This window comes from Moritella sp., from assembly GCF_033791185.1.
In the GTDB taxonomy this organism is placed as follows: Bacteria; Pseudomonadota; Gammaproteobacteria; order Enterobacterales; family Moritellaceae; genus Moritella.
Window position 1 is genome coordinate 1 of the sequence record NZ_JASJHF010000191.1, and the last position, 22,546, is coordinate 22,546.

Annotated in this window: 20 protein-coding genes; 14 read left to right on the forward strand and 6 right to left on the reverse strand. The window is 41.3% G+C overall.

Annotation, left to right across the window (positions count from 1 at the left end; all coding sequences use genetic code 11):
- Window positions 1-893: methyltransferase (locus QNK26_RS11440; protein ID WP_319223051.1), on the reverse strand; the 893-nt coding region annotated here is incomplete at its 3' end.
- A 316-nt stretch (window positions 894-1,209) separates the two neighbouring features.
- On the opposite strand from QNK26_RS11440, the gene dapA reads away from it, so the two are divergent.
- Window positions 1,210-2,127, forward strand: a complete 918-nt coding sequence (gene dapA, locus QNK26_RS11445) for a 4-hydroxy-tetrahydrodipicolinate synthase (RefSeq protein ID WP_319223053.1) — start codon at window positions 1,210-1,212, stop codon at window positions 2,125-2,127.
- 78 nt (window positions 2,128-2,205) lie between these two features.
- Here dapA and QNK26_RS11450 read toward each other — a convergent pair whose 3' ends face one another.
- Entirely contained in the window at window positions 2,206-2,790 is a 585-nt protein-coding gene (locus QNK26_RS11450; protein ID WP_319223055.1) for a DUF1566 domain-containing protein, read from the reverse strand.
- 14 nt (window positions 2,791-2,804) lie between these two features.
- On the reverse strand, window positions 2,805-4,316 hold the full coding sequence (locus QNK26_RS11455; RefSeq protein ID WP_319223057.1) for a DUF1566 domain-containing protein: 1,512 nt from the start codon (window positions 4,314-4,316) through the stop codon (window positions 2,805-2,807).
- A 292-nt stretch (window positions 4,317-4,608) separates the two neighbouring features.
- Here QNK26_RS11455 and oxyR point away from each other — a divergent pair, with 292 nt between their 5' ends.
- A complete protein-coding gene (gene oxyR, locus QNK26_RS11460) occupies window positions 4,609-5,505 on the forward strand; it encodes a DNA-binding transcriptional regulator OxyR (RefSeq protein WP_319223059.1) in 897 nt (298 codons plus the stop codon).
- Window positions 5,506-5,626: 121 nt separating this feature from the next.
- Here oxyR and QNK26_RS11465 read toward each other — a convergent pair whose 3' ends face one another.
- Complete coding sequence (locus QNK26_RS11465; protein ID WP_319223061.1) at window positions 5,627-8,200, reverse strand: PBP1A family penicillin-binding protein; 2,574 nt, start codon at window positions 8,198-8,200, stop codon at window positions 5,627-5,629.
- 202 nt (window positions 8,201-8,402) lie between these two features.
- Between QNK26_RS11465 and pilM the strand changes: the two genes are divergently transcribed.
- The 12 genes from pilM (at window position 8,403) to trpS (ending at window position 20,147) form a co-directional block, all read left to right on the forward strand.
- Window positions 8,403-9,434: a type IV pilus assembly protein PilM gene (gene pilM, locus QNK26_RS11470; RefSeq protein ID WP_319223105.1), complete on the forward strand. Its 1,032-nt coding sequence runs from the start codon at window positions 8,403-8,405 to the stop codon at window positions 9,432-9,434.
- Window positions 9,434-9,988 carry a PilN domain-containing protein gene (locus QNK26_RS11475; RefSeq protein ID WP_319223063.1) on the forward strand — a complete coding sequence of 185 codons (555 nt, stop codon included), beginning with the start codon at window positions 9,434-9,436 and terminating at the stop codon, window positions 9,986-9,988. Before pilM ends, QNK26_RS11475 begins: the two co-directional genes overlap by 1 nt.
- Window position 9,989: 1 nt before the next feature.
- Window positions 9,990-10,568 (forward strand): type 4a pilus biogenesis protein PilO, encoded by a 579-nt coding sequence (locus tag QNK26_RS11480; RefSeq protein ID WP_319223065.1) that lies wholly within the window; start codon window positions 9,990-9,992, stop codon window positions 10,566-10,568.
- Window positions 10,565-11,092: a pilus assembly protein PilP gene (locus tag QNK26_RS11485; protein ID WP_319223067.1), complete on the forward strand. Its 528-nt coding sequence runs from the start codon at window positions 10,565-10,567 to the stop codon at window positions 11,090-11,092. Before QNK26_RS11480 ends, QNK26_RS11485 begins: the two co-directional genes overlap by 4 nt.
- Before the next feature lie 66 nt (window positions 11,093-11,158).
- Window positions 11,159-13,423, forward strand: a complete 2,265-nt coding sequence (locus tag QNK26_RS11490) for a type IV pilus secretin PilQ family protein (RefSeq protein ID WP_319223069.1) — start codon at window positions 11,159-11,161, stop codon at window positions 13,421-13,423.
- A gap of 215 nt (window positions 13,424-13,638) precedes the next feature.
- Window positions 13,639-14,154 (forward strand): shikimate kinase AroK, encoded by a 516-nt coding sequence (aroK, locus tag QNK26_RS11495; RefSeq protein ID WP_319223071.1) that lies wholly within the window; start codon window positions 13,639-13,641, stop codon window positions 14,152-14,154.
- A 10-nt stretch (window positions 14,155-14,164) separates the two neighbouring features.
- Window positions 14,165-15,274, forward strand: coding sequence for a 3-dehydroquinate synthase (gene aroB, locus QNK26_RS11500; RefSeq protein WP_319223073.1), 1,110 nt, complete (start codon window positions 14,165-14,167; stop codon window positions 15,272-15,274).
- Window positions 15,252-16,655, forward strand: coding sequence for an SPOR domain-containing protein (locus QNK26_RS11505; RefSeq protein WP_319223074.1), 1,404 nt, complete (start codon window positions 15,252-15,254; stop codon window positions 16,653-16,655). The genes aroB and QNK26_RS11505 overlap by 23 nt, the downstream gene beginning before the upstream one ends.
- Before the next feature lie 69 nt (window positions 16,656-16,724).
- On the forward strand, window positions 16,725-17,537 hold the full coding sequence (locus QNK26_RS11510; RefSeq protein WP_319223076.1) for a Dam family site-specific DNA-(adenine-N6)-methyltransferase: 813 nt from the start codon (window positions 16,725-16,727) through the stop codon (window positions 17,535-17,537).
- Window positions 17,538-17,686: 149 nt separating this feature from the next.
- Complete coding sequence (gene rpe, locus QNK26_RS11515) at window positions 17,687-18,361, forward strand: ribulose-phosphate 3-epimerase (RefSeq protein WP_101064222.1); 675 nt, start codon at window positions 17,687-17,689, stop codon at window positions 18,359-18,361.
- Entirely contained in the window at window positions 18,354-19,025 is a 672-nt protein-coding gene (locus tag QNK26_RS11520) for a phosphoglycolate phosphatase (RefSeq protein WP_319223080.1), read from the forward strand. The genes rpe and QNK26_RS11520 overlap by 8 nt, the downstream gene beginning before the upstream one ends.
- 120 nt (window positions 19,026-19,145) lie before the next feature.
- Complete coding sequence (trpS, locus tag QNK26_RS11525) at window positions 19,146-20,147, forward strand: tryptophan--tRNA ligase (RefSeq protein WP_319223082.1); 1,002 nt, start codon at window positions 19,146-19,148, stop codon at window positions 20,145-20,147.
- Window positions 20,148-20,491: 344 nt separating this feature from the next.
- On the opposite strand, the gene QNK26_RS11530 is transcribed toward trpS, so the two are convergent.
- Both QNK26_RS11530 and QNK26_RS11535 read right to left on the reverse strand, forming a co-directional pair.
- The gene (locus QNK26_RS11530) at window positions 20,492-21,109 is read right to left on the reverse strand and encodes a DsbA family oxidoreductase (protein ID WP_319223084.1); all 618 of its coding nucleotides are present in this window, start codon (window positions 21,107-21,109) and stop codon (window positions 20,492-20,494) included.
- A 33-nt stretch (window positions 21,110-21,142) separates the two neighbouring features.
- Window positions 21,143-22,294: a DUF3500 domain-containing protein gene (locus QNK26_RS11535; protein ID WP_319223086.1), complete on the reverse strand. Its 1,152-nt coding sequence runs from the start codon at window positions 22,292-22,294 to the stop codon at window positions 21,143-21,145.
- Window positions 22,295-22,546: the final 252 nt, after the last annotated feature.

Consider the following 22,546-nt stretch of genomic DNA (forward strand, 5'->3'; position numbering starts at 1 on the left):
TTAGCTTCTTTTAAGAATGTCTCAGTGCTGGCATAGTGCGTTTTCAATCCCGCATGGAAAGGAGGGTTTGAAATAATATAATCAAACGTACCGCTCACATCAGAAAACACATCAGAAAGGTAAGCTTGACCAGCTAATTCATTTGCCGCTAATGTTAGTTGGCTTGATTTAACCGCCAGTGCACTTACATCGGTCATTTCAACTTTGCTTTCAGGGAAGCGTTTGGCAATATAACTACCGATGATACCGGCACCACAGCCAAGATCAAGTACCCGACCTGAAGGTTTCTTGTGTAAGTTGTTAAGCAGAATGTTACTACCAGTATCTAGTTTACCGTGGCTAAATACGCCCGGTAATGTACATACTGTTAGATCAACACCATTCACTGCTATTGGGAATGTAGTGATCCAGTCATCTTGAACAAATTTAGCTACTGGTTTATTTAATTCTGTTACAAACAATGAGCTGCGGCGTGCGGCATCTAGTTTGTTACAAATATCACCATACGGGGCGAAGAATTTATTGGCACTGCGAATACCTGCGTTGTTTTCACCAACCATAAAGATCATTGCGCCATCTTCTAGATGTTCGGTGATGTTAGCTAATAGGTATTCTACTTCTGCTTTTGACTTTGACATATAAATCAAGGCCACTTGGTGCTTCTTCACTGCTTGATATTCTGTAGAGCAATGATTATCAATATTACTGACATTATCATAATGTAATTTAGCTGAATAATCGTAGCTGAATAATGTCACTTTTTTAGCGATATTAGCTAATTCAGTAGGGAATGTATCTTCGATGTAACCCGCAATCAACAGGTCTTTGTCTTCAAAATGTGCTGTATTACGCTCGAGTAATTGACTTGCTAGGGTGTAGCTATTGCTGATCATGGGTCTGGACTCTTTACTTAATTTGGTCGACGAGTATAGCTTTCCGCCGTGGTATTGTCTTGTTTGATTTTGCTTATGTATTATCCTGCTTGACATTTTGCGGAGAATGAAGAATTATTAAACGATAAATAATGAACGTTTAAATGTTTTTTTCATCAAAAAGAGAACTCCACATGCTTAATTTAAAACGAAAACAATATAAACAAGGCAAATTAAAGCCAGCCTAGCATGTGATTCGAGAACATATAAATCCCTATAAAAACCTCGACCGCAATTTATGTAATCGAGGTTTTTTTATAACTGAAATGGAGCTTCTATGAGTGTTAACCCGACGGTCACCGATAAATCAGCAATGAAAGAATTACTTAAAGGCTCAATTGTTGCTTTGGTTACCCCGTTTAAAAATAATAAAATTGATGAACCAGCATTGCGTAATCTCGTTGACTGGCATGTCGAGCAGGGGACTCACGGTATTGTTGCAGTTGGTACGACTGGTGAATCTCCAACCTTGTCATTAGAAGAGCATTGTCAGATTGTTGATATTGTTGTCAGCCAAGCTGCAGGGCGTTTACCGGTTATTGCTGGCGCGGGTTCAAATAACCCAACCGACGCAATTATGTTATCTAATCACGCCCAATCTGCCGGTGCTATCGCCACCTTACATGTTGCTGGTTACTACAACCGTCCTTGTCAGGAAGGTTTATACCAACATTTTAAAGCGATTAACGATAACAATGATTTACCTATTATTGTTTATAATATTCCTGGTCGCGCGATTGTCGATATTCAACCAGAAACGTTAGCGCGTATGGCTGAACTGAAACATGTCGTGGGCGTTAAAGATGCGACGGGTGACCTTTCGCGTCCTTGGTTAGAGCGCCAATTGATTAAGGGCGATTTCTCTTTCTTATCTGGGGATGACTGTACCACTGTAGCTTATAATGTATCTGGTGGTAACGGCTTGATCTCTGTGTCTGCCAACGTTGCCCCGAAACTGTATGCAGAAGTTCAAGAGCTAACGTTTGCAGGTAAATATGTTGAAGCAAGAAAACTGCAAGATCGTTTGATCACGTTACATAATTTAATGTTTAAAGAAACAAGTCCAGCAGGTATTAAATATGCTGTGTCGTTATTAGGCTTGTGTGAGGCTGAGTGTCGCTTACCAGTCATTGAGCTAACCCAAGGCACGAAAGATGAAATTCGTGCTGCTATGGTTGAATTAGAGCTTATTTAATTATACTGGGTGAAAATAATAATACGGCGAGCTTAGGCTCGCCGTTGTTGAGCTTGAATGTTGATTTTAGCTAGCGAATTAGCGGTAACCCCCTTTTACTGCCCGTACCGCGTAAGTTGTCAGCGAACTGTCATGTCGTGAAAAAGGTACTTCGGTACCATCCGAAAAATCGATCACACGAGAAACTAAATGTGTAATAGAGTAGGGTAACGTGCTGTCAGAAGCACCTCTGTAAGGTGTACTGGTATAATAAATACTCGATATTGAATTTGGAAATAGCGTGAGGTTAATCGAGGGCGCGGCACAACTACGATCGACCAGCGAGCCCAGTTCTTTAATATTGGGTAATCGCCAGTCGTTAATATTATTAACACTATAAGCCCCTGCGGCAAGTAATGCCGCTTCCCAAGTCGGATAGCTGATTGCGCCACTGCTAGTACAAGTATTTAAAGCTAAGTCGTAATTTTGTCCAATGGTGCACTTGGCCCATATTAGACTGGTTCGTAGATCTGCGACGGTACCATCTTGATTATCAATAAAATCTGCAGGGGTATAATCTTGTTGTAATCTGGCATCACAGTTTAAATTTATTGGGTCTGATGCTGCAAATGTATGAGCACTCAATAACCCTGCACAAATAAGTAACAATGGTATTTTTTTCATTATGGTATCGCCTCTTATTCTGCTTCGTTGCTGTCATCAGCTACTGGATTGAAAAACTCACTCGGAACATTACTGCTAACAACAAGCACTTTATGGTATTCCTGTTTATTACAAGTTTGCACTGTGCCGCTTTCTAAATTGACACACCAAGCCAGACCTTCAGAATCTTTTACCGATGAGCTGGTCCAGTAAGTCGAACCATTTTCGCCGTTATTATTAATCACGCAGTCTTCTGTCGCACAATCAAAGAAGGTTTTATCCAGAGCATGTTTGTCAGTAGCAATGGTGCTGTAATCACTCACTTGTTCATAGTTCATAATACTGCGTAGTTGTTCTACCGTTGGCACTACCCAGTTACTCTTCCCACATACTTTTAAGAAGTTAGTTTCGTTAGCGTAACTACCAGAAGCGCAATATAAATCAAATTCACGATCACCATAACCGCTATTGTAGCCGCATATGCCATTGGCAAATCCTGTCGGATCGGTGTTCGTTGTAAAGCTATCATTATTATTGTTTGATGAACCATTATGCCAACCCGGCCCAGCACCGGATAATGCTGATACTTCCCATGGGTAGCTAAAGTTAGCTGCATTGTAACGGCGCTCTTGAGCCATTTGGTATTTAGCGGGGAGTTCGGGGTCTGTTTCGCTGTTAGTTAGTATGTTGGTGGTAGATTTTACTTGCCAAAGTAATCCCGTGACCTGGTCTTTTACGCAGCTATAACTGCTACTGCTTGCTGTCACTGGCATGCCATTATCAGCTACTTTTACAAATCTAAATCCTGCTTTACCTTTATATTCTTGGCTTGCAGTATCAACATCACGGCTGTTTTTATAGAACCGGCTGCTAGGGTCTTGAGTATCACCACCGGCATTGAGGGTTGCACTCGGGTTGATAATGACATCCAGTCCATATGCTGCATCTTGTAAGGCGAGGGCACTACCTGGTTGTGTACCTAAATTAAAGTCATTGCCATCAGAGTAGTCGGTTATACCAGTATCATTAAGGTACACATTGCCGGTAATAAGAAAAGGTTGGCTGAATTCATCACCACTTGAATCGGCAAAGGTGAGCGTTAGCGTACGAGCGTCGTATGCGTCGTCTTTGGCATAAGTCGTGATAACCAATGTTGCGTTGCTAGAGCCTGCAGCAAAGCTAAGCACTGATGAATTACTCATGCTGTAATCCTCACTTGCGCCGATGACCGCTGTGCCTGTTATCGTGAAATTGTAATTAAGTGCAGAGGGGGTGGGTTTATCTAAAGGGTAATTTAGGGTGAAGGTTTGTCCACGTTGAATAACCCGCGGTGTAATGTCAAAAGTGGCAGTATAAGTATTATCGTCAGTGCTACTCTCTGAACTCTCACTATTATTGTCATCAGAACCAGCGTTACTATTATCGGTATTACTACCTGAATTATCGCTAGAACCATTACTTAGCGTTTCTAAGTTATCACTACCACAGCCCGTTAAACCGAGAGGCAGCAGAAAAATAGTTAAGAAACTTAACTTTTTTAAGTGCATACAAAATCCTTATTATTGCTACGACAGTAATCCGTTACTGAATAATGGTGCTTTATTTTTGTATAAAGAACATGTCAATCATTGATGTTATGAAAATGTTAATTAAAAGCAAGGTGATGATAATAACCATAATTGGCACGGCTGAGAAGTGGCAATTGTCACAAATGATTATAAAAATTTTATTTATGATCAATTTATTATGATTTTTTCATGATTAAGAACGTGTTTATTGATAGTATATACAAATCAGTAATTGGTATTTAATTGTTTTTACCGTTCAAGTTGGGTTGATATGAACTTAAGAGATTTAGAATATTTAGTTGCGCTGCAAGAACTGAAGCATTTTAGGAAAGCAGCGGAAAAGTGTTTTGTTAGTCAGCCGACGCTGAGTGGACAGATCCGTAAATTAGAAGATGAACTAGATGTCATTTTAATTGAGCGTACATCAAGAAAGGTATTGTTCACGCCTGCTGGCGAACAGATCGCAGATCAAGCGCGTACGGTATTATTGGAATCGAAAGCCATTAAAGAAATTGCTAAGAGTTACGCCAGCCCAACGGCAGGCGCAATTCATATTGGTTTGATTCCAACCGTTGCGCCTTATTTATTGCCGCTTATAGTACCTTCTATAAAGCAGAAATTTTCTGATTTAGAGATGTTTTTACATGAAAATCAGACCCATGAATTATTAAAACAGCTTGATGAAGGTGAGTTGGACTGTTTGTTATTAGCCTACTTACCGGGCATGGAAAAATACGGTCATATTGAGTTATATAAAGAACCATTAGAACTGATTGTACCTAGTTCACATCGCTTTAAGGGGCGTGAGCGCGTTGATTTGTCCGAATTACGCGGTGAACGTGTACTGATGTTAGAAGATGGTCATTGTTTACGTGATCAAGCAATGGATTACTGTTTTACGGCTGGTGCAGAAGAAGATCAGAGTTTTAAAGCCACGAGCCTAGAAACATTGCGCCATATGATAGCTGCAGAAGCGGGAGTGACATTATTACCACACCTCGCGATTCCACGTGCCAGATTCACTGAAGGTGTTGAATATATAAAGTTTGTTGAGCCTGAGCCAACCCGTAAAATTGTTTTACTATATCGTAAGGGCTCGGTAAGACGCCCTTGTTTTAACGACATCGCGCAAGTGATCAGCAAACAAGTCACGGCAGCAATAGTTTAAAATATAGTTGTATGATACGAAACGTGGGGACATAAAAATGGCGCTGCTTTTAAAATAAAGCCGCGCCATTTTTTACCTATTTAATTTTAACTATATAAATAAAAACGTTTAACTATACAGCTTAAAACAAGTCATCGAGTGACTCTTCAGCTTCTTCACTGCGTTCATCGATTTGCTCAAATGATGAATCAGCATCTTGATTATTCACATATTCCGTTGGTTCGGTACCTCGGATAAAGTACTCAAAACGCGAGGTATAATCAGACTTGTGGGTTAATAAGCCCGATTCACGATCGATACGTACTTGGACAATATTCTCGGGTAATATGCTCGGGCGTACTGGCACACCTTTTAGCGCGTACTGCATGAATTCAATCCAAGCTGGTTGCGCTGTTTTAGCACCCGCTTCACCACCACTAATTTGATGCTTATCTAGGTTGATATTACGCGTAACACGGCCTAACTCACGACTGTGATCATCAAAGCCAATCCAACTTGTCGCTGAAAGGTCTGGGTTAAAGCCCGAGAACCAAGCATCTTTTGCTTCGTTTGTTGTTCCTGTCTTACCACCAAGATCGTGTCGTTTTAATGCGATCGCGGCACGCCAACCAGTACCGTTCCAACCGGTTTTATGGCGCCAACTACCACCACCCCAAATTGCACTCGCCATCAAGTCACGCATGAGGAAGGCATTTTGTTCAGTGATGATGCGGGGGGCTAATTGTAGCGAGCCATAAGGTGCGATATCACATTGAGCGAGTGCATCACCTTCTATAGTCTGCCAATATTCAGCCTTATCCGTACCCAGAGAAACTTGTTTTTCACACTCTAAACAGGCTTGTTTTGGCGTTGCTTGATATACTAATTCACCATTCACATCTTCAATACGATCAATAAAGTAAGGTTCAACTTTAAAGCCGCCATTGGCAAATGTTGAAAAGGCAACCGCCACTTCTAGCGGTGTAAGTGATGCCGAGCCCAGTGATAATGATTCATCACGTGGTAACTTAGCTTTATCAAACCCAAATCGAGTCATGTAATTAATGGCGTTATTTAAACCGACTTGACGGAATACGCGCACTGACATGACATTTTTTGATTGTGCTAAGCCTAAACGGAATCGAGTTGGACCATTGTAAGTTGGCGGTGAATTTTTTGGTCGCCATGCGGTACCTGCACGTTTATCGCGTTGGTTGATAGGCGCATCATTGATTAGTGTTGCTAGTGTGGCGCCCTGTGCTAAACCTGCAGAATAGACAAACGGTTTGATGTTGGAACCAATTTGACGCTCGGCTTGGGTTACACGGTTAAACTTACTTTGCTGGTAATTAAAACCACCGACCAAGGCCTCAATTGCACCGTCATTGTTATCAAGGGCGATGAAAGCGGAACTGGCGTCAGGGAGCTGACCTAGCATCCATTGTGCAGGTTGCGTTGCTGGTTGTGTTGTTGGAGAGTACGGACGTAATAATACGATATCACCAGCATTGACAATATCAGCCGCTGTTTTTGGCGCTGGGCCCTGTTTCTTATCAGAAATAAATGGACGCGCCCATTTTAAACCATCCCAACTAACTGTTACTTGTTCGCCATTCGCTAATAATGCTTCGACGGTTTGGCCCGTTACTGCGGTAATAACTGCTGGCTGTAGTGGTTTATAACTTGGTTTATCTTTTAATAATAATAATAGCTCTTCGGTACTAAGCACTTCATCATTAGCCCAAGCTTGACCCAAGGGTCCACGATAGCCATGACGTAAATCATAATTAAGCAAGTTGTTAATCAGTGCCGTCGTGGCCGCTGTTTGGCGATCACTGTGTACTGTGGTGTAAACGTTGAGACCTTGAGAATAAGCTTTCTCTTCACCATAGCGGCTGATCATTTCACTGCGCACCATTTCAGCTAAATAAGGTGCCGACAAATCAATTTCTGCGCCGTGGTATTTACCGGTAATCGGCGCGTTATTGGCTTCGTCAAATTGTGCTTGGGTAATATATTTCTCGTCTAACATTCGCGATAATACGACATGACGACGGGCTTTAGCACGCTCAGGTGAACGAATCGGGTTTAATGCCGATGGTGCTTTTGGTAAACCGGCAATAATAGCCATTTGCGCCAGCGTTAATTCGTCTAACGTCTTGCCGTAATAGACTTGTGCTGCGGCGCCAATACCAAATGAGCGATAACCGAGTGGGATCTTATTTAGGTATAAGGTCAATATCTCATCTTTGGAAAGATTTTGTTCGATATGCCAAGCTAAAAAGATCTCTTTAATCTTACGAATAAAGGTTTTTTCTCGGGTTAAAAAGAAATTTCGAGCAACCTGTTGAGTAATGGTACTCGCACCTTGCTTACGTTCACCTGTCATGATCATGATACTGGCTGCACGCACAATACCGATTGGATCTATGCCCGGATGGCTGTAAAAACGGTTATCTTCGGTGGCTAGAAAGGCTTTAATCATCAAAGGTGGAACATCATCAACCTCAATGGGGATCCGGCGTTTCTCACCAAATTGAGAGATCAGTTTGCCATCTTGGCTAAAGACCTTCATTGGAGTTTGTAACTGTATGGTTTTTAATGCGTTAACATCAGGCAGCTCTGGCTTGATATAGAAATATAGTGCAATAATGCTTCCTACACCGAGCAGTCCGCTAACGAATAAAAATACGGATAATCGTTTAATCCATTTCACAATAATGCTCACAATAATTTCTTAATAATCGATCATTATATCTCTGTTTTGTGAATTAGTACGAGTTGTTTATGATAGACCTCAGAGATTTAAGCCTGTATGCTCTAAATGTAACGAATAATTAACAAGTTACAGTCATTGTTATTACATAGAGTTGAAGATCATTATGCTAAAGCTGTTTAAAAGGAATCAGACAGTGGCAATGATCGGAGTTGATTTTGGATCATCGTCCGTAAAAGCCCTAGCGCTGTCTAAGCGATCAGAGCATTATGTGGTAGATATGGTATCAGAGGTAGCAACGCCAAAAGGATGTGTCGTTGATCACCAATTGCAAGATATAGAAGCATTAACTAATGTGTTGCAACACGTGCGTCAAGATTTTCCTTTCCGCTATAAACAAGCTGCTACTGCCGTATCTGGCACGAATGTTATTACGAAGATTATTTATGTTGATACCGACCTTTCGGGCCCCGAGCTGGAAATGCACATTGAACTGGAAGCGGAAAGTTTAATCCCTTTCCCGCTGGATGAAATAAGTCTCGATTTTGAAATATTAGGTGTCAATGATAACAATCCAGGCAAACATAATGTGTTATTGAGCGCGACTCGCACGGAAAGCGTTGCCTCATTAGCGGGTTGTCTAGAAGAAAACAATTTTACCCCCCAAATTGTTGATGTGGCTGCACATGCGTTAGCGCGATCGCACGATTTGTACTTACGCTTGGCCGACTTACAAGATGACCGTAAAGTCGTGGCCGCGATTGATATTGGTACAAATATGACCATTTTTTCAATGCTGCACCAAGGGGAGTCGATCTATTCTCGGGTGCAAAATTTTGGTGGTGAAAATTATACCCGCACGATTAGCGAACATTATAGTTTGAAGCGTGATGAAGCTGAAAAGATGAAACTCGCCCAGCAGTTGCCTCTGGATTATGATATTGATGTATTAGCGCCTTATATTACCGTCTGTATCCAACAGATCCGCCGTAATGTGCAGTTGTTTACCAATTCTGGCACCTTACAAAAAATAGATATGATCACGCTCAGTGGTGGTTCTGCATTAATATTCGAATTAGCACAACAAGTTGAAAGTGAGTTAGGTATTACTACGCGAGTCGCTAACCCTTTTACCCTGTTTGAGTACGGCGAAGAGGTTGCTGATAAAGCGCGCCTTATCGCTAATGGCCCACGTTACATGGTGGCACTAGGCTTAGCGATGAGGGCGTTGTAATGTCAAAGATTAATCTTTTACCGTGGCGAGAAGCCGACAAAAAATACCGACAGCAACGTTTTTTCACTTTAAGCGCCACCAATCTTGCTGCGACCTTATTCGTCATGATTATGCTGAATATGATTATTGGTGGTTTTATTGATAATCAACAACAACGCAATGCATTACTTATGCAAGAAATGCAGATCATCGATATCAAACTGGGCAAAATTAAAGAACTACGAGGACGTAAAGAAAAACTCCAAGAGCGTATTGATTTAATTCAAAGCCTGCAACGCAGTCGTAATACCCCTACACAATTAATGAATACCTTACCGCAATTAGTGCCAGCAGGCGTCAATCTTGCAAAATTGACTTTTAAAAATGACATTATCAAAATTAACGGCACCAGTGATTCGAATACCCGCTTGGCGGTATTATTGCGTAATATTGAAGAATCCAGTTGGCTTCGTGATGGCACGCTAGATTCAATTGTGGCGCTGTCTGATACAGAGGGGAATCGTTTTGAAATGCGATTCTCTGTCACACCTATGCTGGCAGATGGGGGCAGTTAAGATGAACCTACAAGAGCTAAATGAGCTTGATCTTGAAGATCTTGGCAATTGGCCTAAACCAGCAAAAATTGTCATTAATATTATTTTTTGCGTATTAATTGCCGCTTTATTCTATTGGATGTTTATTGCGTCGTCGTTGCAAGCACTGGAAAATATTGAAAAGAAAGAAGCAAATTTAAAATTACAATTTGAAGCTAAAGCGAGTCTTGCCGGTAATTTAGGCTTATATACAGAGCAAATGTCTGAAATGGAAAATTTATTTAATAATATGCTCAGACAATTACCTTCCAAAAGTGAGACCGCTGGATTGCTCGACGATTTAAGTTATATCGGTCAGCATAATGGCTTGCAGCTGCGTAAATTTAAATGGTTAAAAGAGGTCAAACGTGATTTCTCTTATGAGGTTCCAGTGAGTCTTGAAGTTATTGGTACCTTTCATCAACTAGGTCAGTTTACCAGTGATATTGCCGCCTTACCACGGATCGTAACGTTAGAAGATTTCACTATCACCAAACTACAAGGGGAATTACTCAAAGTAAATATGATTGCCCGTACCTATCGTTATAAGGGGGACAAATGAAGCGTATTGGTAGCTTAATTTTGGTCGCGTGGACGGTAGTGGGTTGTACTGCGGATAATCCAGATCTTGTTGATTATATTAACGAAGTTAAAAATAGAAAAAGTAATTTAATTGAAAATGTGCCGGACATGGAAAGTTTTATGGCACTGCGTTATTCGGAAACGGGCGCGCGTAACCCCTTTTCGAATCCACGCCCAGAATCGGTAAAAGCAGAAACACCGTTTCCACAAAATTGCCCGCAACCAAACTTTTCCCGTAGTAAAGGACCATTGGAAACTTATTCGTTAGATAATTTAAATATGCATGGCACTCTCGGCAGTGATGAACACCTGTGGGGGTTAATAAAAGCAAGTTCAGGAGAGATATTTCGTGTTTCACCAGGTGATTATATTGGACTTAATCACGGTGAAATACTCGACATAACCAAAAATTATATCGAATTGTCTGAGCTGATATTAACGGGTAAGGGATGTTGGCAAGTTCGCACCACCCAAATCACCCTTGGTAGCCAAGGTCATAGTTAATAGCAGTAAAGACAACACTTAATAGCAATTAATACAAACAGTTAAGCCATTTTCAGGGATGATGAAATGACTAAATCATATGCAATATGTAGCAATATCGCCAAGGTATTGGCTTTATGTACCACACTTTTATGTTCTGCTTTTAGTTTTGCTGAGCCACAACTTAAACAAATTCACTTAAACTCATTAGCCGAAGGGCAATTGGAACTTGAGTTAGAATTTAGTGAAAATGTGGTTGAATATGCAGACAAACTCCAATATTCACCGCATCAACTGGTTATTTTAGTACCAGATGCTAGCTCAACATTATTATTGAACCCGGTGGTTATCGAACAAGGCAATGTATTAAATGTGGCAGCAGAACGTGTTGATTTAGGCCTTAAAATCACTATCGCCCTCGATGAGTTGATGCCATACCAAATGGTGCTCAATGACAATAGCTTAATCGTTACATTTGGGGGGACTGTCAGTGATGTTATTGTCCCTAGTATTGCAGGGAATAGCGCGGCTAACACTGCATTAGTACTTGCTGTTGAGCCTTCGATTGCCACCGCCGGTAATAGTTCGGTACTGCCAGCAGCCCCTGTTATTGATAATGTCGATGCGCCCGCTGCAACGGTGAGTCCAGCTTTGTTAGTGACCAAAGATGGTCGTCAAGTAACTATCCAAGCCCCTAATATTGAAGATATAATGCTAATAGAAGAGGATGAGGAAGAAGACTTTAGTGGTTTTGTTAATCAGGTACGTGGTATTGATTTCAGAACTGGTAATGATGGCAGCGGTAAATTAATTTTGACCATGAAAAATAGCTCAATGGCCGTTGATATTAAACGTAAGGGCAAAAAATTAATTGCAGAATTTCACAGTACGGCTATTTTGAAAAAATTACTCTATATTTTAGATGTAGCTGATTTTGGTACACCGGTGACCGCGGTTGAAACTTTTCATGATGAAGGGGTGACAGCTTTTGAGTTAGAGGTCAGTGATGACTTTGATTACCGTTATGATCAAGCGGATAATATCTTTGTCATCGAAATTACCAAGAAAGACCCAGATGAAAAAAGCAGTAAATACCAAGGACAAGCTATTTCGCTTAACTTCCAAGATATTCCCGTACGTACGGTATTGCAGTTAATTGCTGATTTTAATGAATTTAACTTAGTTACCACCGATTCTGTGAATGGTAATATCACCCTGCGTTTAGATAGTGTACCATGGGAACAAGCGCTTGATATTGTGATGAAAGTGAAAGGTTTAAGTAAGCAACTTGATGGTAATGTATTGATGGTTGCACCTGCTGATGAGCTCGCCGCCTTAGAGCGTCGTGATCTTGTCAGTAAGAAAGAAGTGGAAGATTTAGCCGAGTTACAATCTGAGTTTATTCAAATTAGCTTTGCTAAAGCGGCTGATATTACCAAGCTTTTGTCACAAAAAGATTCTAGTCTGTTATCATCACGCGGATCGGTGAGTTTTGATGAACGAACCAATACCGTATTGATTAAAGATACGGTGACAGTTATTGCCAATGTAAGACGTATTGTTGATATACTTGATGTACCTGTACGTCAGGTAATTATTGAAGCTAGGATGGTTTCTGTGGTTGATAACCTAGATGATGAACTCGGGATCCGTTGGGGTTTCAGTGGCAGTACCGATATTGGTAGTGGTTTTGGTTTAACGTCGGGCTCTATTGAGGGCAATGATTCTTTAGCAGGAGGAAATGTTCCTGCGATTGGTGATCGTCTCAATGTTAATTTGCCTGTTGCATCTCCGGCTGGTTCTATTGCTTTTCAGATCGCCGAATTAGCGAATGGGCAGATACTTGATTTAGAACTTTCTGCTTTAGAAGCGGAACAAAAAGCGGAAGTGATTGCAAGTCCAAGAATTACCACCACGGACCAAAAATCAGCCTATATTGAGCAAGGTACGGAGATTCCGTATGTTGAGTCGAGTTCAAGTGGTGCAACCTCTATTGCGTTTAAAAAAGCAGTATTGGGATTACAAGTAACGCCGCACATCACGCCTGACAATAAAATTATCTTAGATTTGAAAATAAATCAAGATACTCGTGGTGATGATGTTAAGACCGTGGGTGGTGAAGCTGTATCGATTGATACCCAAGTTATTAGCACCCAAGTACTGGTTGAAAATGGCGAAACTGTGGTGTTAGGTGGTATATTTAAGCATGAAATTAAAAAGATTGTAACGAAAGTTCCGGTTCTCGGTGATATCCCTTGGTTGGGGGTATTATTCCGTAGTACCAAGAATATCAACCAGAAACGAGAGCTGTTAATCTTCGTTACACCAAAAGTGGTAGTGGATACGTTGTAACCTACCTTTGACAAAAGGCCGCAAAAACTATATAAATAGCGGTCTTTTTCTGCCTGAAATGTCATCACCTGGTTTTTTTACCGGGTGTTGCTGATTTTGGCTGTTGCCAAAATGTCTCATCACTGGTTGCTACAATCAAGAGGACATTTTATAGGTAGGTCTGGTGCCCCCTAAGAAAAAGGGTGTTATTACTTTAGATTTATTGAAGAGTTAAAATGGCTGAAAAACGTAATATATTCCTAATAGGCCCGATGGGCGCAGGTAAAAGCACAATTGGTCGTCAACTAGCTAGCCAGTTGCATTTAGACTTTATCGATTCGGATCATGAGATTGAACGCCGCACTGGTGCTGACATTTCATGGGTATTCGATGTTGAAGGTGAAGCTGGTTTTAGAGTTCGTGAGGCGGAAGTAATTGACGATCTAACACAAGAGCAAGGTATTGTGTTAGCAACGGGCGGTGGCTCAATTTTAAGTAAAGAAAGTCGTAATTATCTTTCTGCTCGTGGTGTAGTTGTTTATTTAGAAACAACTATTGATAAGCAGCTAGTAAGAACGTCACGCGATAAACGTCGCCCTTTACTGCAAACTGACGAACCACGTGAAGTTTTGGAAACATTAGCTGACGCACGTAATCCTTTGTACGAAGAGATTGCTGACTTTACAGTTAAAACAGATGAACAAAGCGCTAAAGTTGTTGCGAATCAAATTATAAAGTTATTGGATTTTTAATTGAGGTCACATGGAAAGGTTAACTGTTGAACTGGGTGAGCGGAGCTACCCTATTTATATTGGTGAAGGCGTATTAACGCAAGCAGAGCAATTTAAGTCTGCAATAACAACCAATAAAGTCGTCGTGATATCCAACGATACGGTTGCACCGTTGTATTTACAACGTGTTCAAGCATTGTTACATGACTATGAATTTGACAGTATTATTCTTTCTGACGGTGAGCAATTTAAAACCTTAGATACTTTAAATGAAATATTTACCGCGCTGCTGACTGAGAATTGTGGACGTGATACCACGTTAATTGCTCTCGGTGGTGGTGTTATTGGTGACATGGTCGGCTTTGCGGCTGCCTGTTACCAACGCGGTATCCCCTTTATCCAAATCCCGACGACTGTGTTGAGTCAAGTTGATTCCTCGGTTGGCGGTAAAACGGCAGTTAACCATCCCTTGGGTAAAAATATGATTGGCGCTTTCTATCAGCCCAATGCTGTTTTTATTGATACGGACTGTTTAGCTACCTTACCTCGACGCGAACTGGCGGCTGGTATAGCTGAAGTGATCAAGTACGGTATCATTTATGATGCTGACTTCTTCGTTTGGTTAGAAGAAAATATCGCTGCACTGATGGCACTTGATACCGTGGCATTAGAGTATGCAATTTATCGCTGTTGTGAAATTAAAGCTGAAATTGTTGCCATTGATGAAAAAGAGCATGGCTTACGTGCGCTGCTTAACCTTGGTCATACCTATGGTCATGCGATTGAAGCTGAAATGGGTTATGGTGTTTGGTTACACGGTGAAGCAGTGGCTGCTGGCATGATCATGGCTGCGCAGACATCGGCAGTAATGGGTTTATTGACCAACGCTGACGTAAGTCGTATCGCCGCGCTAATTACTGCGGCAGAATTACCTTTATTGGCGCCTGCAACAATGAATTTTGATGCATTTATGCAGCACATGAAGCGTGATAAGAAAGTACTTAATGGTCAACTTCGTTTCATTCTACCAACGTCGATTGGTAGTGCTGAAGTGTTATCGACAGTCACTGAAAACACATTACGTGATGTGGTGAACTTCCATAATCAGGCGGATCCTAGTGCACTATTCAGTTCAAACTGAAATTTATTCTCAAACGCAGCTGTGTGAACGGCTGCGTCATCTCACACAATTCTCTTCACATTTATTACTGGTAAGCGGTGAGTCAGGTTCAGGTAAGTCAACGGTATTACGTAATTATGTAGAATCAGATTTTAATCAGAAAACCATTACCCTTGATGCACAGCAGTGCCATGATGATGTTGCGCTGAGAACGCTATTATTACAGCAGATTAGCTATGATGGTATTTTTAATGCCCAGGTCTCACTGGTGGATAGTTTACCCTTACTTGCAGAGCAACTCGAGTATGAGCTGACGATCTGCATTGATAATGCGATGGCATTATCGGCTAGCAGCATTGTCGAATTTGCACAATTAGTAGAACTACGTCTTAATAATAGAATTAACATTAAAATCAATATCATTTTATTTGCAGAACGTCAGTGGGTTGATATCACTATGCTGCAATTTGCAAAATCAGCAACCAATGTATTGGAGTTGGAAATGACCGTACTCGATCAGCAAGCCGCTGTAAAATTTGTAGAACAACAATTTAATCAAGCTGGTTATAAGCCTACATTCGTCAATCAAGATGCGATTAATCGTCAAATTGAAGCCTGTCATGGTAATCCTGCAGAGTTAGTCAAATGTGCGCAAGCGATTATGCAAGGTCAGGTATATAACCCTACTTCAGCAGCTAATACGATAAGTAAGCCGACAAAGTCGGCGCATAAATCATTTTACTTAGCGGCAATTATTGCTGCTGTGTTATTGCTCGGTAGTGCAGGATCATTTTTATATGATGCTTATCAAACAGAGCAACAACAAGCGGCTGAGATCGTCGTGGATGAGTCCTTCGCTAATCCAGCGGTGATGACGCAAGAAGATGCTATTAATGCGGATACAGCAAGTGTGGCCGATGCCAGTGCAGCACCAATGTTAGCCAGTGATTGGGATGACGAATTACCCACAGAGATAGGTCAAACGATCACGCTTACCGAACCTGCAGTGGTTGAACCGAGTCTAGCAAAGCAAAAGCAACGTGTAGTGATTGATGATGCCGCGGTGAATAAGATGCTCGCCAAGCAAAATGCAGTTACAAGCACGTCTAAAACAGCAACAGATAAAGCTTGGGTGATGGCGCAACCGGCTAAAAATTATACATTTCAGATCGCGGGTTTAAGCAGTGAAACGCAGCTAAAACAGTACCTAAGCGAGAATGAATTACCTGAAAATATCAACACATATCAAACGCAACGTAACAACAAACCTTGGTATGTCGTTCTTTATGGTAGTTTTACCAGTGTTGAACAAGCGAATGCGGCGAAACTGAAATTACCCGCGGCAGTACAGAAAGATAAACCTTGGCTGAAACGATTCGCTCAAATCCAAAGCGATTTATAAATAAACAGCGCAATTTAGCTGTAATCCATGTACAATCGGCCCCCTTTTATTTAGTGGTATAAGTCACAAATGCAGAAAACGCGAGCCTTCTTAAAATGGGCCGGAGGTAAGTATTCTCTGGTTGATCATCTACGTGAAAAATTACCCACAGGTAAGCGTTTAGTTGAACCGTTTGTTGGTGCTGCTTCAGTATTTTTAAATACTGATTATGACGAATACCTGTTAAATGATATTAATCCTGATTTGATTAATATGTATAAGATCCTGCAGCAAAAGCCTGAGCAATTTATTGCCGATGCGCAGCGTTTCTTTACCCCTGAATTTAATGATAAAGAACGTTATTATAAAATTCGTGAAACCTTTAATAAAACCAGCGATCCTTATCAGCGTTCGTTGATGTTTCTATACATGAATCGCCATGGTTTTAATGGCTTATGCCGTTATAACAAATCAGGTGGTTTTAATGTACCATTCGGTTCTTATAAAAAACCCTATTTCCCCTTGAAGGAACTGCGTTTCTTTGCCGAAAAGTCAAAAAAAGCCACATTTATTTGTGAATCGTATGCGGATGTTTATAAGCGTTTAAACAGCGATGATGTGGTTTACTGTGATCCTCCGTATGCACCGCTAAGTACCACGGCAAGTTTTACTTCGTATGCAAGTAATGGCTTTAGCTTAGATGACCAAGCATTACTGGCGAAGGTGTCTCGCGAAACGTCACAACAGCGAAAGATTCCAGTATTGATCTCAAACCATGATATTCCGCTAACGCGTGAACTTTATCATGGCTCTACTTTTGAAGTCGTGCAGGTAAAGCGAACTATTAGTCGTAATGCCGGTAAACGTAATAAAGTTGACGAATTACTCGCGTTGTATCGTTAAACTCGCGCTGATTTGAATTAATCGTCTTATATTCCTCGGTCAATCCTCCGTTGTCAGTATTATTCTGGTTTTATTATTTTACCCTAGGGGCTAACTTAGGGTAAGATTTACGCAGAGTAATGGAATAACAACAACTGAGAGCATGCCAAATGAAAAACTTTCTGATTGCCCCTTCTATTTTATCGGCAAATTTTGCTAACTTAGGTCAAGAAGTCGATGCTGTGCTGGCTGCTGGTGCCGACGTCATCCATTTTGACGTGATGGATAATCACTATGTACCCAACCTAACGATTGGCCCTATGATCTGTAAAGCCTTACGTGACCACGGTGTTACCGCGCCTATTGATGTGCATTTAATGGTGCGTCCTGTTGATCACATGATTAATGAATTTGCCAAAGCGGGCGCAACAATGATCACTTTTCATGCGGAAGCATCTGATCATGTCGACCGTTCTTTGCAACTAATCAAAGAACACGGCTTAAAAGCGGGACTGGTATTGAATCCGGCAACACCGCTACATCACTTAGATTATGTGATGGATAAGTTAGATATGATCCTGCTGATGTCAGTAAACCCTGGTTTTGGTGGGCAAAGTTTTATTCCTGCTACATTACAAAAATTACGCGATGTACGTAAATTAATTGATGCCAGTGGTCGTGATATTATTCTCGAGATTGATGGTGGCGTTAAAGTAGATAACATTCGTGAAATTGCAGAAGCGGGCGCAGACATGTTTGTGGCGGGCTCTGCGATTTACGGCCAAGCAGACTATAAAAAAGTCATTGATGAAATGCGTTCGGAGTTAGAGAAAGCCAATGTTTAAGCTTATTTGTTTTGATTTAGACGGTACCCTTGTTGATAGTGTACCGGACCTTGCAGCGGCAGTTAATTGCATGCTGAGTGATTTTGACCGTGCTCATTTCTCTGAAGATGAAGTGCGGGGTTGGGTGGGTAATGGTGCGCCGATATTAGTAAAACGTGCATTGTCAGGCAGTGTAAATATCGCTGATGATCTTGACCCAGCATTATTTAATGATGCACTGGCTTCATTTTTAAAACACTACTCTGCTAATGTATATACGCACAGTGTGCTATATCCAAATGTAAAAGAAACCCTCACTGCATTGCGTGATGCGGGCTTTAAACTGGCGATCGTTACCAATAAACCTATGGTTCAAACGACCCCAGTACTTGAATTATCGGGTATTAGCGAGTTTTTTGAAGTGGTACTGGGTGGCGATTCTCTGGCTGAGAAAAAACCAAATCCATTACCACTATTACATTGCCTGGAACATTACCAATTGACTGCAGATGATGCGTTAATGGTGGGTGACTCTAAAAACGATATTATTGCCGCACAAGCTGCGAACTTTACTAGCTTTGGTTTAACTTATGGTTATAACTACGGTATTCCAATTAGCGACAGTAATCCTAATTTCGTCGCTGATGATATTAGTGAGCTATTAGCTGCAGTGAAATTGAAGTAATCGATTACCTTGCGTAATGACATAAAACGTAACGACATAAAACGTAACGACATAAACATGATTGGGTAAGTCGATGCGCTTGCCCACAATTGAAAAATTAAGAGATTGGGAAATAAATATATGACAAAGCCTGTGGTATTAAGTGGTATTCAGCCTTCTGGTAGTATGACGATTGGTAACTATATTGGTGCCATCAACCAATGGCTGGACATGCAGGAACACAGCGACTGTCATTTTATGCTTGCGGACTTACATACCATTACGGTACGCCAAGACCCGAAAGAGTTCAGATCTCAGGTGCTTGAAGGCCTCGCAATGTATGTTGCATGTGGTTTAGACCCTGAAAAGTCGACTATCTTTTTACAATCTCAAGTTCCAGAACATGCGCAATTGAGTTGGTTACTTAACTGCTATACGCAGATGGGTGAATTAAACCGCATGACCCAGTTTAAAGATAAATCGAATAACTCGAGCAGCAGTAATTCAGGTTTATATACTTACCCTGTATTGATGGCAGCAGATATTTTACTTTATCAAGCTGACGAAGTGCCGGTAGGCGACGATCAAAAGCAGCATTTAGAATTAGCACGTACTATTGCGACGCGTTTTAATAATATCTACGGTGACGTGTTTAAAGTGCCAGAACCGATGATCCCAAAACTGGGTGCTCGCATCATGAGCTTGCAAGATCCGTTGAAGAAAATGTCGAAATCAGATGATAATCCAAAAGCGTATATCAAGTTATTAGATCCGCCGAAGCAGATTGCTAAGAAATTGAAAAGTGCAGTAACAGACAGTGATGAGCAAGCGCGTATTTACTTTGATAACAAAGAAAAGCCGGGTGTATCTAACTTATTAACCCTGCTTTCTGTTGCCACAAAACGTCCAATTGCTGATCTTGTGCCTGAATACGAAGATAAAATGTATGGTCACTTGAAAGGGGATACCGCTGACGCTGTTGTCGCTATGATTGAGCCTATTCAAGCGCGTTACCACGAGTTACGTGCTGATGAGACAGAGTTGAACCGTATCATGCGTATCGGTGCTGAGAAAGCCTCTGAGCGCGCTGCACCAACATTAGCGAAAGCCTATGAAGCGGTTGGTTTTATCTCGAATAAATAATTTTTGATTTGGCTGAACGGTTATTTTAGAATAATCGTATTGCTAAGAGACAAGATAGTTAAAGCCCTATATCAGATTGCTGGTATAGGGCTTTTTTATGCTTAGCGATTAGAATGCACCTCGCTGATACCTATAATAATCACTGGGAAAGTGAAATGTAGGTTGCAGGGGGAAATGAGTAAACTACGACACCATCATTAGTGCAACTCCCGATGCTGCAATGCCAGCACCAAGCCATTTACTTACCACTAAATGTGATACTCGCTCACCGACAAGCATGATTGCAGTAGCAGCAATCTATATGCCAACACCAAAGCCAGATAAAAATCCATTTTTTCAGTGTTTTAGTTGTTTTTTGTCAATGCGTAAACAGCGTTGGTAACACTGATGTGTGTTGCATTTTTGCTATCCACAACAAAAGGTACAGCGGTTAATCCTACCGAGTGAGCATCTGCAATATCCTTATCAATGGTTTTATCAATATTCGTGGCATTGCTATTGAGTTGTTCTTCCGTAAGCGTAACGTCTAATTTTGCAGCCAGCTCTATGAGTACTTGAGTATCTCCAATATCTTGACCTTTGGTGAAATAAGCGGAAAAAATCTGGTCATATAGCGCTGATGAATCTTTGCTTTGAGCTTCAGCTATCTTGATCGCACGATGGGCACGTCGTGTGTTAGGTGTGAGCGAAATATTATCGAAATTAATCTTCAGGCCTTCATTGTTTGCGATATTTACTACGATGTTGTCACGTCGGCGTGATTCTTCCATTGAGCCAAACTTTCTTTCTCTGTAGGTTGCACGTGGGATACCTGCCTCTGGTAAATTTGGGTTTAATTGGAAGGCGCGATATTGTACATTGTTAGGAGCGCTTGCATTCAATCGGATGGCTTCTGCGATGCGGTGATGCCCGATATAAGAGTACGGGCAGGTAAAATCCAAGTAAACATCAATGGCGTTCATACGATAACTCCTGTGTGGTAATCTAATATACTGTTAATCATGATGGTGACTTTTGACGTAGTGTTGCGCTAGCAAATCGGTGCTGAAATCCCCTTTGGGGTCACGCCAAACACTGTGAATATGGTTAGCATTGCGTTGGGTGTTATCAAATTCTATAACCAAACCTTCACCCTGAATTCGATAATAACTAGGCTCTCCAGGACGGACTGCACCCGCCCAAGCAAAATGCAACTCATCAAATCGGTCACCGGTAACCTTTCTTAATTCAAGGTCTGCGATCTCATCTGGTAAGCGTCCAACATAGAGATTGATTAGTTCGATGAGAATATCTCGTTGATGTTTATTCATATCTGCAGCAGCTAACCCCTTGGGAATCGAAGAAAAACTAACTGCCTTACGATGTTTACGGGTGAGGCCGATCTGTTGTTCGAGTAAATCTTGAACACGCTCAAAATGATCACGTTGTCGGCCGTGAAATTTTTGTCGCCAAACATCAGCAAGTCGTCTAGGTTCGATAGGATGATGTCCCACATCAATCGAACTGCGATTACCTCCGACGGTGTCGATAGGTGGGATGGGAGAGATCACAACTTTGGATTGCTGCTGATCACTAAAATTTGTTAGCAGGTCAAATGCAGTATCTTGTAAGGAACCGAGGGGGCGTAACATATGCGCACCCAGCAGTGGCGTTGTTGCTGGATCTGCGCCTAAGAAACTGGGTGTTGCTGACGCTAGTTGGCCAGCAACAATAGTATTGTTGATTGAAATATGATGCCCAGCAAAGCGCCAACCCCAATTCATGCCATTAGGATCACCAAAAATACGGAGATAATAACGGCTAGGATCCCTAAAGCGTCCCTGACCAGGCTCAAGGCTATGGCCTTCAATACGATCGAGGATGTTTTCTAAGCCAATAATCGTCGTAACAGTGGCATAGCCGGCTTCTGAAAGTCCAGTCGCCAGGAGATTGAAAGCCAGCGATTGCTGATGAGCATTCATTTCTGCAAGCGTCAAACCACCGTGATCACTGGGTGTATAGAACCACATTGTGCGCTCTGTATTCGAAGGAAAGTTCCATACTGCGGTGGATCGTTGGTTCGGGCGAAGAGAAGACATAAATAAATCTGCTGCGTTACTCATTTTTGCAGCAATTTTGGTTCTCACCGTTTCTTCAGTTGATACCATTATTTCATCCTCTATTTTGTCTAATAACGTAATTTATTTAAATTACGGCAGTTCATAGTAGTCATTATATGAGGTCAGATTTATTTGATAATGAGCTAAAAAATGAAAAGATTGTTTTGTTAAACTGAATAAACGAATAGGTTCTGAGAATATCAAAGTGTTGAGAGGTTCTGTCGTAATATAAGTACACGTCCTTCAATGCGATTTTTTAGTGCATACCGATAATTGCAGATATTAAAAGATAGCAAAATA